This is a genomic window from Pseudomonas sp. T8, from assembly GCF_024610635.1.
Classification (GTDB): domain Bacteria; phylum Pseudomonadota; class Gammaproteobacteria; order Pseudomonadales; family Pseudomonadaceae; genus Aquipseudomonas; species Aquipseudomonas chlororaphis_I.
In genome coordinates this window covers 1,558,675-1,573,202 of record NZ_CP102374.1, presented here as the reverse complement: position 1 = coordinate 1,573,202, position 14,528 = coordinate 1,558,675, and the positions used below count along the sequence as shown (strand labels likewise).

Genomic DNA, 14,528 nt, shown 5'->3' with positions numbered 1-14,528 from the left:
GTCACAAACCACCAGGCTGGCCCGTCATGTCGGTGTATCCCTCAATTAACGGAGCCACCCCATGTCATCCAGCCACCCAACCCAAGCCGTCAACCTGCTGCAAACCATCCCCGAGATCTTCGAAAGCCTGGGCCAGGTCCACGGCCTGATCGACGCCCACGGCCTGGACCGCAAGCTGCACCACCTGGTGGTGTTGCGCGCCTCGCAGATCAACCAGTGTGGCTTCTGCGTGAAGATGCACACCCGCGAGGCCCGTGAAGACGGCGAAAGCAACGAGCGCCTGGACCGCCTGGTGGTCTGGCGCCATGTCAGCGACTTCAACGCCGCCGAGCGCGCCGCCCTGGCCTGGACCGAAGCCCTCACCGTGCTGCGCGAAGACACCGACTTCGGCCCGTTGCGCGCCGCCCTGCGCGAACATTTCAGCGAAGCGCAGATCGCCGCCTTGACGGCCGATATCGGCATGATCAACCTGTGGAATCGCTTGCAGGTGTCGAGGCACTGAGGATGGATCGAATCGATGACACGACGGTGTTCGAAAGCCGTCGCAGCTTCCTGCTGGGCCTGGCCTACCGCCTCCTCGGCTCGCGCGCCGAGGCCGAGGACGTGGTGCAAGACCTGTTCATCAAATGGCTGGAGGCCGACAAGGCCTCCATCGCCACCCCGGCCGCCTGGCTGACCACCGCCTGCACCCGGCACTGCATCGACCTGCTGCGCTCGGCCCAGCGCTCGCGCCTGGACTACGTCGGCACCTGGCTGCCGGAACCGATCCACACCCTGCATCACCACTCCCCCGAACACAGCCATGAACTGGCCTCGTCGCTGTCCACTGCCTTCCTGCTCTTGCTCGAACGCCTGACCCCCAAGGAACGCGCCGCCTACCTGCTGTACGACATCTTCGACCTGGACTACCCCCAAGTCGCGCAAACCCTCGGCGTCCAGGAAGCCACCTGCCGCAAACTGGTGTCCCGCGCCAAAGCCAGCCTGGGCAACACCCAGGCCCGTTACCAGCCAGACCCTTCACGCCAGGAACAACTGCTGAGCGCCTTCCACAGCGCAATCACCAGCGGCTCGACCCAAGGCCTGGCCGCGATGCTGTCCGAAGACGTCGAGCTGTGCGCCGATGGCGGCGGCAAAGCCAGCGCGATTCGCGAGACCTTGTATGGGCTGGAGGCGGTGCTGGCGTTTGTCGGCGAGTCGTTGAGCAGGTACTGGCGGGAGTATCAGTGGCAGGAGGTGGAGATCAATGGTGGGCGTGGGGTGGTGTTGCGGGGGGAGGGGGAGGTGATTGCGGTGGTGAGTTTTGGGTATGACGTAGGGGGGCGGGTGAACCGTGTCTTTATCATGCGTAATCCGGAGAAGTTGGGGTTGTTGGGGAGTGGGGTGTTGGTTTGAAGCTTGTAGTGTGCAGCCCTGAGGGCTGCGAACCAACAAGCCGAGGCCACCCATGCCGTTCAGTTAGGCGAAGGTGATCCACTGTAGGAGCGAAGCTTGCTCGCGATGGTCGTTAACGATGACCGTGTATTGATTGGATAAACGCAACGTTTTCAAGACCATCTCGGGCAATCGAGCCTCGGCCGATCTCAGCCAAAGCGACCAAGTAGGTGATCAAGTAAGCGACCAAGTAGCCTGAATGCAGCCAGTTCTGGACGGCGAGTGGGCCTCTGGCACTTGCGCTCGACTCAATCGTCCGGTATCTGCTTACCCACTAAAAGGGCATCGCAGTTCGATATCGGCTCTGAATCAGCAAACAGGGAGAAATACTAATGGCCGTATGGCTGGTCCGGGCGGGCTCCGCAGGGGAATTCGAAGACAAGTTCATCAGCGAGCGCCGCGTCTATGTGACGTGGGATGGGCTGGATGTGAATTTGAGTGCGTTCAAGCAACGCGACCAGATACAGACCGAACTGGCAGCACGCTATCCAGATGCCAAACCCAGAACACTGCAAAACTGGAGCAGCCAGATTTGGCCTTTCGCTCAGCGCATGCAGGCGGGGGATTTGATCGTACTGCCGCTCAAAACCCAGCCCGTGGTGTATATCGGCAAGCTGGTCGGTGATTATCAATTTGCCCTTGGCGGCCCCGATCCATTTTTCCACTGGAGAGCGGTTGAATGGATTGGCGAAGCAATTCCCCGCTCCAATTTCTCCCAGGACCTGCTCTACAGTTTCGGCGCGTTCATGACCATTTGCCGAATCCAGCGTAATAACGCTGAAGAGCGCATTCGCTCTATGGCTAGAAATGGTTGGCAGCCCGAGACGTTGCAGCAGTTGGTTTGTGATACAGCTACTGCCTCTGATGAAGTGGCTGTCGAGGAAGCCGAAACCGATCTGGAGCGTACCGGTAAAGACCATATCGTCCGGCTGATCGAACGACGCTTTAAAGGCCATCGCCTGACCACTCTGGTAGCCGCGATTTTGCGGGCGCAGGGCTTTAGCGTTTGGCAGAGCCCGGAAGGTGCTGATGGGGGTGTTGATGTGCTGGCCAGTAACGGCGTGATGGGTTTTGGCGGGCAGGCGATTTGCGTTGAGGTGAAGTCAGGAACAGGGCTGGTTGATCGACCTACCGTCGACAAACTGCTGGGGGCGATGAGTAAGTTCAACGCCAGCCAGGGACTTTTCGTGGCATGGGGTGGTTATCGTGGGAATGTGCAGAAGGAATTGGCGTCCAGCTTTTTCCGCTTGCGTCTGTGGAACCAGGACGATCTGCTCGATCAGCTATTTATGTACTACGACCGGCTGGATGAGAGCATCAAGTCAGAGCTGCCGCTTAAGCGGATTTGGACGGCGGCGCTGACGGAGGACATTTGATACTTTGGATGTGGGAGGCGACGAGTTCTTCATCGGCTTGCGAATGATGAATGGCTAGCTTGGAGGTCCGGCTAAACAAGAATTGAGTAGACGGTGGTCGGTATCTCCTGGCATGGAGACGTGCGCTTCTCCTCCATGCCCATGAATGGCCCTGTAACTTTCAAGCTGCTGCACTGCGTTTGATTGCAGCGATCACCGAAATGATCGCGTTGGCATCCGCGTCACCAAACGCACCGTCTAATCCCTCGTGGTGCAGTGCGGTAAAAGGCGGTTCATAAAGTTGACCCGCCTCCATTACACCTTGTCGGGTTAGACGCTCGATGATCATTTCAACAAAACGAATCTGCTGACTGCTGTAGCGGTTCTCGTCGAGGAATTGACCGAAAGCCTCTTTTGCGGCATTGCGATCCAAGCCTACCAATGATCGGATCAGCAGTGTCAGCGGTTGGTCAGTGCCGTAGCACTGCTCGAACTGCTCGCGACTCTGAACCGCTTCCGACTCGTAGACAAAATGCTCCAGCTCGCTCAGATCGCTCGGCGTTAGCGGCCGGTTAAACTTGAGCTTGGCGATGGCCACATGGTTCTCATTGCTACGGATATAGGCTTCAACCTTTTTCTTGTACTGTTCCAGGTTGATGCCGGTATTGAAATCCTTAAGGTTGACTACAGTCGCTTCACCAATCTCGTCGCTCAGCACGCTATAAACGGGGTTGCTCGGGCGGCGTTCGATAAACTTTATCAGCTCACGCATCTTGCGTCGCATTTGCTCAAGCATCGGCAAGCGGATGTCCTGCCAGTATTCTTCGGTTTGCACATCCTGAAGCAACGCAAGTTCAGCATGCACTGCCGGAATACTCTCCATCACTTCTAACTGGCTGGCCAACTCGACCACCTTGTCACGATACGTCACGAAGTCGCTGGTCGAGCGAAGTAACGCTAGCTGCAAATTCAGGCACAGCAGATCGAACAACTTAGCGGTGATGTGCTCAGGAGCGCGCTCACTTGGCAAGCCGGCGACATGACTACGCAGATCACTCAACGCTGCATCATCCAGCGCATTCCAAACTTCACGCTCGGCAAAGTGGGTCACGTGCTCCAGCTCGGTACGCACGATGAAGTTATCTTTATTCATCGTCGCGACTTCGCCGTGCAACTCGTTGGTTAACTCAGTGCGCAGCTCGACAAAGGCATCGTACTGGCCTCTGGTTTCCGCCAGATCACCAGGCGTGGGAACGGCCTTCGGGGCTAACAACGACAGCAAATCCAGCCGCGCTTTGAACAAGCGCTTACCCAGTGGCTCGGCCATACCTCCCAGTGCGCCCTTGGGGTTTTCGTTGAAGTATTCGAAGTTTGCGCAGAAATCGAAGATGGCGAACTCGCGCTTGTGCACGCCCGGCGCAAACAGATCCGGGCACAGTCGCGTGCCGCGACCAATCATCTGCAAAAACTTAACCTTTGAGCGGACGGCCTTGAAGAACACCAAATTCAAAACCTGAGGTACATCAATTCCGGTGTCGAGCATATCCACTGAGATGGCGATCTGCGGCAGCTTATTGAGCTTGCTGCTGAAGTCATCAATCAAGGTTTGCGCATAACTCACCGCATGGGTGATAACTCGCGCAAACTCACCATTAAAGTGCGGGTAATGATGATTGAAGCGCCGTGCGATAAAATCGGCGTGCTTTTGGTTCACTGCAAAAATAATGGTCTTGCCGAGCTTGTCGCCACCTTCCACGGTCAGGCCATTTTGCATCAAGTGTTTTAGCATCAGGTCAACGGTTGGCTCGTTGAATAGCTGCTTGTTGACCTCAGACGCTAGCACCTCGGTAGGTGCATCACCTTCGGCACTGTAATCGCCCCAATCCAGCGACTCCCAGTGCTCTTTCTCATCATCGCTGAGCTGGTCGTAACGGATGCCTTCACGGACAAACTTGATCGGCACCGAATATGCCTTGGGTGGCACTAGGTAACCGTCATCCACCGCCTCATTCAGACCGTAGGCATCGGTCGGTACGCCGGTTTCCAGGCCAAACAGGTGATAGGTATCGCGATCGACTTCATCACGCGGGGTAGCGGTCAGGCCCACTAGATAACTGTCGAAATAACGGAAAATTGCGCCGTACTTCTGGTACACACTGCGGTGTGCCTCGTCGATCACAATCAGGTCAAAGTGGCCAACGCCGTATTTGCGACGGTCACCCTCCATCTGTTCGATCAAGCCCATCATGGTCGGATAGGTGCACAAATACACTCGGCCCTGGCCGTTCTTGTCGGTAACCAGATTGACCGGACTGGAGTCCGGCAGGAACTCTTTGAAGGCATTTGCAGCTTGTTTTACGAGGGCTACCCGGTCAGCGAGAAACAGCACGCGCTTAACCCAGTTGCTACGCATCAACAATTCGATCAAGGCAATCGACATCCGCGTCTTGCCAGTGCCGGTGGCCATGGTTAGCAAGCCGGCACGGCGGCCTTGACTCAGTGATTCGGTCATCGCTCGAATCGCCCGGTGTTGATATGCCCGCTCAACAATCTCGCTATTGATCGGCAGTTCGCGCAAGTCGGTTTGCAGGCTGCGCCGCTGAATCGCCAATTCCAGCTCATCGCGGGTGTAAAAACCCTGCACTTCGCGTGGCGGCGCACGGCGGTCGTCCCACAGCCAGGTGTGATTACCGTTGCTGTAGAAAATCAGCGGCCGCTGGCCCTTCTCGGCTTCCAGGCAATCGGCGTACAACTTGGCTTGCTGCTGCCCCACGTCCGGGTCTTTCAGGCTGCGCTTGGCTTCCACCACAGCCAACGGTTTGCCGTTGGCTCCCCACAGCACGTAATCGACAAAACCTTCGGCTTGCCCGTTGGGCATGCCGCTCACTGGCACTTCGGCATCAGCGTTTTTGCCCAATTCCCAACCGGCCTCGCGCAGCAACACATCGATAAACAGACGACGGGTGTCGGCCTCGTCGTAATCATGGTTATCTGGCACAGCGATATTGGTCGCCTTGGCCTGGGCCAGCGCCGCACGGGTGGCGACCAGTTCGGCATCCAGTCGCGCCAGCAGCGACTCGCGCTCATTTAGGCTTGCGGCTTGCTCGGCAATCGCCGCCTCGCGGGCTTCAAGGGTGCCGTGTTGGGCTGCAATCTGCTCCTGGAATTTGGCTTCCTGCTTTTTCAGTTCCGCACGAGTAAAGGCGACGGCCTCATTCATGCTAACGAGCTGAGGCACACGTTTTTCGTCAAACGCAGCGTCGATACTTTTTGGGTCGCTGGCGCGGGTATAAGTGCGTGCCAGCCAGAACAACACGTGAAACAGCTCGCGTACCAGCCTCATCGCATCGCTGTAGCCAATCGCTTGATTGGAATGCACCGCCTGATTGCCAAATTTCTGAATCAAACGCGTCTTTTGATGAATTTGCGGGGGCAGCAGGCGAACGAACTCCACCTGAGTCAGCAGCAAATTAAGGCCGTTGTCGTAAGGCATACGCAGGTCGCGATCATGCTCGTACAGCCAGTGCACCGTCTGCTCCAGCGCATGGCGGGTACGCATGCAGCAGGCACGCGGATCGGAATACACCAGGTGTTCCGCCCCCTTGGCCGGCTCAAACAGCGCTTTAAATTCGGGGATGAGAAATTCAAAGTTGCTCATATCAACCGGCTGCCTTCTGTGAGTCCATCTCGTCCAGGTGCTGGCGCACGCTGCCGATTGATTCCTGAATTTTGCGGGTAAAGCTGGAAGGCTCACGGTAGGTCATTACCAACCGATCGATCGCGCGGGTCATGGCCACATACAGTAGGCGTGCCTCGTCGGTCTCGTCTTCGCCCTTTTTCGGCATTTCACCCAGACTGGGAATCAGCACCAGGCCGAATTCAAGGCCCTTGCTAGAGTGCATGCTGACAATCTTGACTGCATCTTCGCTGCCATACAACGCGCCACGGCCCTTGGCCGATTGGCCCGAGGCAAAGGCGATACCGGCCTCGCTCAAGGCCCGTTCAATGCGTTGGGCCTGGGCGGTACTGCGATAAATCACTGCCATGTCATCCAACGCGCGGCCCTTACCTTGCTCATCGCGGATGCGCTCGACGATGCAGTGGTATTCCTGCCAGTCGGAATCACAACGTAGCAGCTCGGGGAACGCGCCCCGACGGCCAGCGCTTTGCGGCGCGACAATGGGCACGCCATCCTCAGCGGCATCGCGGGCGGTCAGCAGCTCGATGGCAAACGCTCGTGCCACCGACAACACCTCAACGGTATTGCGGTAGTTCAATCGCAGGATGGTGGTGCGCCCCTGTGCCTGAATACCGACACTGGCGAAGCTGAAATCCATGCCACTTTTCCCGCTCTTGCCGCGGTAGATAGACTGTGCATCGTCATACAGCACCAGCAGCGAATTGCTCTCGGGGTCGATCATCTGCACCACCAGCTTGAACCATTCCGGCTGGAAGTCATGGCCCTCGTCGATTAGCACCGCCGCGTATTGAGCGCGTGGAATTTGCCCGCGGTCGACACCGTCGATGGTGTTCTCAACCATCTGCGCCATCTTCACGCTGATCGACAAATTTTGCGCCGGACGATCGACGTTAAAAGCGGTGAGCATGTCCGAGCACCAGGCATGAAAATTACGCACTTTGACCTTATCGCTCAGGCCGCGCTCGGCCAGTACTTGTTGCAAGCGGCCAGCCAGGGATTTGTTGTAACAGAGCACCAACACCGGCTTATTCGACACCTGCGCCAGATGCGCACAGCGATAGCCGAGGATCATGGTCTTGCCGGAACCAGCAGCGCCGTGAATCACCCGATGGCCCTCACCCAGCGAGCGCGCCAGTTGCTCCTGCTGCAAGTCCATGACCTTGATCAGCGTTGGCAATGGCGCGTGCTGTTCGGCGAACAAACCGAACTGTCCAGGCACCGCGTTCACCCGCACCTCGGGGTAGAGGTGATAGCGTACGCGGTCGATCTGGGGCAGGCTCAACTGGCAAGGGAAAATATGCTGGAACATATTCCAGAGTCTTTGTTGGAAGACCTCGGGATCAACTGTCTCGGTTACTTCGTCTTGAAACAGTACCTGTTGTGGGTTCAGCACCTCTGCGAGGTTAGTCCCCTCAAATTGCTTGCGGGTAATCGCGGTCATTACCACACCCCAGCCGAAGGGCATGATCAGATTGCCAGCATATGGAGAACCGGCGGGCTGTTTCAGCGCTGGGTCCCTCTGCAACATCATCACCACTTCCATGGCATATGCCCGTGCCTGCAGCATGGGGTTCTTCAGAGTTTTGAGTAGCCCGTCGGCATAAATTTTCGCTTGGTTGCGATCCATGCTCTGAATGGTATCGAGCTTCCAGTCCTTGACCTCCAGTACCAGCAACCCGCGCAACGGATGCAGCAGCACAAAGTCCGGCTGCAGGGCTTTTGGCCCCACCGGGACATTGAACCAGCACAGGTAGTCGTCTTCGAGCTTCTTCTCCAGGCGCTCGGCGAGGCGGCGCTCGCCAGGGGTGTCAAAGCGGCAGGTGGTACGGGAAGGAAAGAATTGAGCCATGTGGGGGTTGCCTGTTCCTTGGCGTGATGGGGCACAATGCATTACTTAGAGCGTACCTGCAAAAGCATGTTGTTGTAGCCCAGCAAATAGCTCGTCGAAGCGGTTTTCTTGAGTTAAAGCTTGTTCAAGCTGGCGCCCTAACGATTTTTTGATTGAAACAAAATGCCGTTGTTTTTCTATCAAAGGTAACGCAACCGGGAGTTCTTTTATGATCCCCATATTGAGCCCTGCCATGATTGCACCTTTTGCTCGACTCTCAAGATAGTTCCGGGCGACCGGATGCAAGAGGAAGTACGAGTGCAAAAACTCCGGTTCGCAACGCGTGCGGTCGATCGAAATACAGCAGAGGTGTTTTGTGTTAATCGCGGTTGGTATGTCGTTAGGGACAACAGCGCATCGCCCACAAGTCCCCATGATCGTGATTAGTACGTCGCCTGGATTAACCCGATAGCGAGAGAGTTGCGAATATTTTTCTTCTGTAATGAATCTGGGCTTCGCCCATGCAAACGTATTGGATACGGCGTTATCTATACCGAGGACAGCGATGCCGTGATCAACAAACTCGCTATGCAATAATTGACTACCAAAGGGACCGGTTCGAATAGCACCCGCAGAAGGTGCAAGCTCAGCTACTGATGTGGTTGCCTCTAAAGTTGCGCCAAACATTTCCAAAAACACGGACTGCAGCAGTTGATCGAGCTTTGCGATGGCTTCGCGGCGCTTGGCGCGCAGCGCGTCGGCCTTATCCAGAATCGCCGCGATGCGGCGCTGTTCGGGGAGTGGCGGGAGCGGAATTTTGATCTTCGCGACTTCTGCGGGACGCGCTCGCAACAAAGAGCCACCAACACCCGCTACAGTGTTCATAAATTTGGCGTTGAAGTCGTCCGACACAAGCACTTGACGAAGATAATTCGGGAAGACGCGCTCGCTACGAAAAACGATCCACTCACCGGAGGCAATCTGCCTTCTTCCCGATGATGCCCCGACAACCGATGCTCGCCTGATATGCGGAATAATCTTCGAGATCATAACGTCGTTCGGCTGCACAACTTGCTTGGAGGAACCTATCTGGCCTCCATTTACAATATCCGGCCGCCCAGCATCAAAGGCCGGAATGCTGTGCAGTTCAAACTCTTCATCAACGAATTTTGCTGGATTGACAGAGCCATTTCGTCTGGCCATTAGTTCGTCGAGTTCGACCATTTCAATCGTCACTTCAGCATCCCCTCCAGCTCATCCATCCCCCGCATAATTTCCGCCTCAAGCACCTTCAACTCTGCCAGAATTTTCTGCGGCGCCTCGTGCTGCACTTCCTCGTAGACCACTTTCTTGTAGCGGTTGATCGACAAGTCATAGTCGTTGCCGACGATCTCCGCCTTGGGCACCAAAAAGCTTTGCGCAGTGCGGTCGAGGCCTACGGTGGTATTACGCTTTTGCCAGCGGTCAAGGATATCGGGCAGGTTATTAAGTTCGTGCTTGCTCGCATCCAGCTCGTTGCGCTTGTCGTCCAGCGAGAAGCCGTCAGCCTGCATGTTGTAGAACCAGACGTGGTTGGTGCCGCCGGAGTTGGTTTTGGTGAATAGCAGAATGGCGGTGGACACCCCGGCATAGGGGCGGAACACACCCGACGGCATGGAGACGATGCCGTCCAGCTTGTGGTCTTCCACCAGCATCTGCCGTAGCGCTTTGTGCGCCTTGCTGGAGCCGAACAGCACGCCGTCCGGGACGATCACCGCCGCGCGGCCACCGGCCTTCATCAATCTCAGAAACAAAGCAAGGAACAGCAGTTCGGTCTTTTTGGTTTTAACGACTTGCTGTAAGTCTTTGGCGCAGGCCTCGTAATCCAGGCTGCCGGCAAACGGCGGGTTGGCCAAAATCAAACTGAACTGGCCTTCGACGCCAGCATGGCCCTCGCTGAGCGAATCGCGATTTTCAATCGCCGGGTTTTCCACGCCGTGCAGCAGCATGTTCATCGAGCCAACGCGGAGCATGGTGCTGTCGAAGTCGAAGCCGTGGAAGGTGTCATGGTTAAAGCGTTTAGCGCTGGCTGCGTCCTGATAAAGCTCGTGGCTGTGGTGAGTGTTGAGGTATTCAGCAGCCGTCACCAGAAAACCAGCGGTGCCGCAGGCCGGATCACAAATGGTGTCCGACGGTTTGGGCGCCATCATTTCCACCATCAACTTGATAATGTGCCGAGGCGTACGGAACTGACCGTTCTGCCCAGCACTGGCGATCTTGCCGAGCATGTATTCGTAGAGGTCGCCCTTGGTGTCGCGGTCTTCCATGGGGATGGCGTCGAGCATGTCCACCACCTTGGCCAGCAACGCCGGATTGGGGATGGTAAAGCGCGCATCCTTCATATGCGCGGCGTAGGTGGACTCGCCATCTTCTCCACCCAGCGACTTGATAAAAGGGAATACTTCGTCGGCAATCAGTGCGTACAAGCTGGCCGGATCACCCAGTGCCTTGAACGCCGCCCAGCGCAAATGCGCCTGGTTGGGGCTGAAAATCGGATTATCAATAGGCTGCCCGGTGCGCGCGGCCTTACGTTCTTTAACCGTCTGCAGTTCGTCGAGGCGTTTGATAAACAGCAGGTAGGTCATCTGTTCGATGACTTCCATGGGGTTGGAAATACCGCCGCTCCAGAACGCATTCCAGATCTGGTCAACTTGGGATTTAATGGCGCCTGTGATCACTATGGATTACCTGAATTAGGGTTTACTGCCCAAGCAACATTGTGGGCAATGGCCGAGCCGGGAAACTCCGGCACTGACAAAGTGCGCGCAGTGTAACGATTCGGGAGCGGGGCTGTCAGGTACAGCCGCGTAGACCATTGCTGCCACAGGCGCGGACAGGTGAATGCTTAGCGTATTTGAACGGCATCACGCGTCCGCGTTTCATTGAAAGCAGATGTTCACTCGATATTGAGCAGCGGCTAACTCAGCGTTTGGATGTGGGTCAAAGATGGCATTTTATGTGCGGCCCGTATTGTGCGTGGTTTTCAGGCATTAAAAAGCCGGCCCGTGGCCGACTTCCTTAGCGTTTAAATCATTTGCAAAACGCCCTTGTCTCAATCACCCCCAGCACATCCCGCACATCCTGCAGCAATAACCTGGCGGTATTGGTCACCGTGCCCATGTCCTTATCACTCGCATCGCGCAACGTAATGCAGGTCATTAGATTCAGAAAGTCGAGCGCAGTCACCAACCGCTCACTCGCACACGCATGCAAATCCACCAATGGCGCCTGGCTGTCGATAAACAGCACCGGCCCATCGCTGGCAATTGGGGTCAGGGGGATAAAGCGTTCGGATGAATCTTGAGTTTTCATGGTGTCGTCCTTTTCGAGAGTGAAAAGTTGTCACCTGATTGCTGCGAATCAATTGGGTGGCAGCTGTACGCGGGTTCGCAGACCGAGGAAAAGAAGAAACCCGGCAGACCCGAAGGTCTCCCACGCACAGCCACCATGAAGCGAAACGCAGGCGAAGTTTGCCTGAGTTGTCATTGGTGGTGTAGTTCGACTTTTTCTGTTGGGCTGCGAAACCCTATCGCTGACCGGAATCAGCAGACGTGAAAACTATAGGTGTGGGGCGGATTAGGGACAACGGCACGGCTGTAGGAAAGGTCTCGATTGTGGGTAGGGCGAGGCTGAGTCGTTGATCCTTGCCGTAAGCGGCGTGGCTACTAAGAACTCCGTAGCGGTTACCGCAGGTCTAGGCCTTGGGCGGGCGTCCGCTATTCAGCCGCTGAGGGTGTGTCTGAATGATTGTGGTGTGCCGTTTTAGGGCCGCTGCGCGCCCCATCGCAGCCTCGCGGGCTCGGCAGCGGCTACAGGGCCGCAGCAACACCCTCTGATTCCCAACCAACTTTGCTATCCTGCGCGCCTTTTACCTATTGCAAGGAGCGCAGGCATGACCCAGTCCGTTGGTGGCGGGAGGCGAGTAGGGGCAGGGACGCGGGGTTGTGTGTCTCGCCTGGGGCATTTTCTATTCCGGTTGGCTCCAGCGCTGTTTGTGGGTATGGCGCTGAGTGTGCCTACGGCCAACGCGGACCCCATCACCACCTACCGCGGCACGCTCGGCGATACGCCGGTGGAGCTGGCGCTCACCTATGACTCGCAATATGGCGGCGGGATGTCCGGCTATTGGTTTAGCGGGGCCGAGCGGTTGCCGATGCCTTTGGAGCTCACGCCGTTTCGTCAGGGCGGGGGGCTGTTGATCAATATCATGGATAACCCGACCTTGCCGGCGGCGGCTGTGTCGTTGCAGCCCTTTGTCGAGGGGGCTGAGGCGTTGCAGGGGGCCTTTGTCGATTTGCGCACGGGTGCGCAGCAGCCGTTGCGGTTGCAGCGGGTGATGCGTTTTGGCGGGAGTCAGCGTGAGGCCTTTGACGGTGAGTTGTTGCAGCCGGCGGCCGACAAGCAGTTCTATTTCAGTGTGCATGCCGTGCGCAATGCCGGGGAGGACACGGGGCGGGTGGACAACATCCGGGTGCTGAGCCGGGCCACCGGCGAGGTGGTGCAGGAGGTGGGCGGGCAGTGGTGCCTGGCTCCGACCGGGACCCGTACCTTGACCTTCGAGCATTTCGATGCCGACTCCACCCTCGATTTCCAGGTGCAGGGCTACAGCTTGAACGGCCCGTACGGCAGTGTGCTGTGCGCGCCGACCGAGTATTACCTGTACCACCCACAGACCCAGGCGTATCTGCGCCATCCGCAGTTGGAGCAGTTCGCCGCGGAAGGCACTGTGCGCTTTGCCGCGGGCGGGCAGATGGAGTTCAGCAAGCAGGACTTTATCAACTTCAGTGCGGGCACCCGGCGTTGGGATTATTACCGTGTGATCAGCCCTGACCGGCTGGAATTCATTCAGTCTGGCGAGGAGCGTTTCTGATGCGGTTGGTTGATCTTTTTCGCGGGCTGGCGGCGTTGTTTCTGGTGGCGTGGTTAGTGCCGGCGCAAGCGGCCCATGGGGTGTACCAGGGCACCTTGGGCAAGCAGGCCATTGTGCTGACGCTGGGCAGCCAGAACGCGCTGTACCAGGGGACCTATGCCTACCAGCGCTATCGCACGCCGATCCGCCTCAAGCCGACCTTCAGCTTCAGCAACAAGGTGCTGGCCATGGACGAGCTGGACGAGCAGGGCCTGCCGGTGGCGCGCTTGCAGTTCAACGACCTGATGGTCAGCCGCCAGAGCGAACAGGTGCGCGGCAGCTGGACCAGCTATCGCACCGGCAAGACCTTGCCCATCGCCCTGAAGCTGGTGGCCCTGGTGAACTCGGACTACTCGTGGCCGCAGCCGAACACCTCGCTGTTGCAGAGCGCGTCTACCAAACGCTGGTATTTCCAGGTGCCGATGCAGGGCAATGACCAGCGGATAACGGCGATCGAGGTGGTGGACAAGGCCAGCGGCAAGCCGCTGCAGACCCTGACGCTGGCGGCGCCGGGCTGTCTGTATCAAGGGGTGGATATGTTGCAGGTGCAGGCGGAGGGGGAGAGCCTGCGGATCAGTTTGAGTGACTGCAAGTTGCCGGGGTTTCAGTGGAATGAGGGGAGTGGGCGGTTTGAGGCTTTGCCCTGAGTCGGGTTCGGTTTTGTAGGTTGGCTTGGTGTTTAGTCAGGCAGGCCGTGTTTGCAGGTTTGGCGACTGCTGCGCAGTCGGGCGCAGCCTCGCGTTGCTCGGCAGCGGCTACAGGGGCGGTGTCAGCTCGCGCTGCATGATCAGGGTGCGTTCCTCGCCATGGTATTGCTCGCGCAGGGTACGAAAGCCCAGGTTGGCGTAGAAGCCTTCGGCGGTGATCGAGGAGGGCACGGTCAGCTGGGTGATGCCGGCGCTCAGGGCCTGGCGTTCGAGTTCGGCCATCAGCTGGCGGCCGACGCCCTGGCCTTGTCTTTCCGGGGCGACGAAGACCGAGCGCACCACCTGGCCGTCGAGGCTGGCGGTGCCGACGATTTCGCCGGCCGCCTGGGCCACCCAGACCTGGCGTTTGCTCAATAACTGGCGCACGGCGGGCGGGCTGAAGTTTTGCCGCACCTGGGCGATCACGGCGGCTGGGTAGTCCTGGGCGTTGCTGGTCTGCAGGGCGGCGATGATCAGGCGGCTGATGGCGTCGGCGTCCTGCTCATGGGCGGGGCGGATTTCACAGTCCATGTGGGGGCATCCTTCGATCGGTAGACCCGGACACTAACCTTGGCGGGTC

Annotated in this window: 11 protein-coding genes; 5 read left to right on the top strand and 6 right to left on the bottom strand. The window is 57.7% G+C overall.

Features of this window, described 5'->3' with window-relative positions; genetic code table 11:
* Window positions 1-61: 61 nt before the first annotated feature.
* The 3 genes from NRG23_RS06840 to NRG23_RS06830 all read left to right on the top strand — a co-directional run bounded on the left by NRG23_RS06840 (window position 62) and on the right by NRG23_RS06830 (window position 2,807).
* Entirely contained in the window at window positions 62-502 is a 441-nt protein-coding gene (locus tag NRG23_RS06840) for a carboxymuconolactone decarboxylase family protein (RefSeq protein ID WP_103331037.1), read from the top strand.
* A gap of 2 nt (window positions 503-504) precedes the next feature.
* Window positions 505-1,392: an RNA polymerase sigma factor SigJ gene (gene sigJ, locus NRG23_RS06835; RefSeq protein WP_257374153.1), complete on the top strand. Its 888-nt coding sequence runs from the start codon at window positions 505-507 to the stop codon at window positions 1,390-1,392.
* A gap of 371 nt (window positions 1,393-1,763) precedes the next feature.
* On the top strand, window positions 1,764-2,807 hold the full coding sequence (locus NRG23_RS06830; RefSeq protein ID WP_257374152.1) for a restriction endonuclease: 1,044 nt from the start codon (window positions 1,764-1,766) through the stop codon (window positions 2,805-2,807).
* 160 nt (window positions 2,808-2,967) lie between these two features.
* On the opposite strand, the gene NRG23_RS06825 is transcribed toward NRG23_RS06830, so the two are convergent.
* The 5 genes from NRG23_RS06825 to NRG23_RS06805 form a co-directional block, all read right to left on the bottom strand.
* Window positions 2,968-6,444 carry a DEAD/DEAH box helicase family protein gene (locus NRG23_RS06825; RefSeq protein WP_257374150.1) on the bottom strand — a complete coding sequence of 1,159 codons (3,477 nt, stop codon included), beginning with the start codon at window positions 6,442-6,444 and terminating at the stop codon, window positions 2,968-2,970.
* Between the two features lies 1 nt (window position 6,445).
* Window positions 6,446-8,335, bottom strand: coding sequence for a DEAD/DEAH box helicase (locus NRG23_RS06820; protein WP_257374149.1), 1,890 nt, complete (start codon window positions 8,333-8,335; stop codon window positions 6,446-6,448).
* Window positions 8,336-8,380: 45 nt separating this feature from the next.
* Window positions 8,381-9,550 carry a restriction endonuclease subunit S gene (locus NRG23_RS06815; RefSeq protein ID WP_257374148.1) on the bottom strand — a complete coding sequence of 390 codons (1,170 nt, stop codon included), beginning with the start codon at window positions 9,548-9,550 and terminating at the stop codon, window positions 8,381-8,383.
* Entirely contained in the window at window positions 9,547-11,031 is a 1,485-nt protein-coding gene (locus NRG23_RS06810; RefSeq protein WP_257374144.1) for a class I SAM-dependent DNA methyltransferase, read from the bottom strand. Before NRG23_RS06810 ends, NRG23_RS06815 begins: the two co-directional genes overlap by 4 nt.
* Window positions 11,032-11,383: 352 nt before the next feature.
* Complete coding sequence (locus NRG23_RS06805; RefSeq protein ID WP_257374142.1) at window positions 11,384-11,665, bottom strand: fructose-bisphosphate aldolase; 282 nt, start codon at window positions 11,663-11,665, stop codon at window positions 11,384-11,386.
* Between the two features lie 580 nt (window positions 11,666-12,245).
* Here NRG23_RS06805 and NRG23_RS06800 point away from each other — a divergent pair.
* Both NRG23_RS06800 and NRG23_RS06795 read left to right on the top strand, forming a co-directional pair.
* A complete protein-coding gene (locus NRG23_RS06800) occupies window positions 12,246-13,223 on the top strand; it encodes a hypothetical protein (RefSeq protein WP_028682755.1) in 978 nt (325 codons plus the stop codon).
* Window positions 13,223-13,909 carry a hypothetical protein gene (locus NRG23_RS06795; protein WP_028682756.1) on the top strand — a complete coding sequence of 229 codons (687 nt, stop codon included), beginning with the start codon at window positions 13,223-13,225 and terminating at the stop codon, window positions 13,907-13,909. Before NRG23_RS06800 ends, NRG23_RS06795 begins: the two co-directional genes overlap by 1 nt.
* Before the next feature lie 108 nt (window positions 13,910-14,017).
* On the opposite strand, the gene NRG23_RS06790 is transcribed toward NRG23_RS06795, so the two are convergent.
* Window positions 14,018-14,479 carry a GNAT family N-acetyltransferase gene (locus NRG23_RS06790; RefSeq protein ID WP_257374140.1) on the bottom strand — a complete coding sequence of 154 codons (462 nt, stop codon included), beginning with the start codon at window positions 14,477-14,479 and terminating at the stop codon, window positions 14,018-14,020.
* Window positions 14,480-14,528 lie beyond the last annotated feature (49 nt).

What these genes read in the sequence shown, in the direction of transcription:
- NRG23_RS06805 (WP_257374142.1), bottom strand. Translation starts at nt 11,665, where the DNA reads ATGAAAACTCAAGATTCATCCGAACGCTTTATCCCCCTGACCCCAATT.
- NRG23_RS06820 (WP_257374149.1), bottom strand. Translation starts at nt 8,335, where the DNA reads ATGGCTCAATTCTTTCCTTCCCGTACCACCTGCCGCTTTGACACCCCT.
- NRG23_RS06840 (WP_103331037.1), top strand. Translation starts at nt 62, where the DNA reads ATGTCATCCAGCCACCCAACCCAAGCCGTCAACCTGCTGCAAACCATC.
- NRG23_RS06830 (WP_257374152.1), top strand. Translation starts at nt 1,764, where the DNA reads ATGGCCGTATGGCTGGTCCGGGCGGGCTCCGCAGGGGAATTCGAAGAC.
- NRG23_RS06800 (WP_028682755.1), top strand. Translation starts at nt 12,246, where the DNA reads ATGACCCAGTCCGTTGGTGGCGGGAGGCGAGTAGGGGCAGGGACGCGG.
- NRG23_RS06790 (WP_257374140.1), bottom strand. Translation starts at nt 14,479, where the DNA reads ATGGACTGTGAAATCCGCCCCGCCCATGAGCAGGACGCCGACGCCATC.
- NRG23_RS06825 (WP_257374150.1), bottom strand. Translation starts at nt 6,444, where the DNA reads ATGAGCAACTTTGAATTTCTCATCCCCGAATTTAAAGCGCTGTTTGAG.
- NRG23_RS06795 (WP_028682756.1), top strand. Translation starts at nt 13,223, where the DNA reads ATGCGGTTGGTTGATCTTTTTCGCGGGCTGGCGGCGTTGTTTCTGGTG.
- sigJ (WP_257374153.1), top strand. Translation starts at nt 505, where the DNA reads ATGGATCGAATCGATGACACGACGGTGTTCGAAAGCCGTCGCAGCTTC.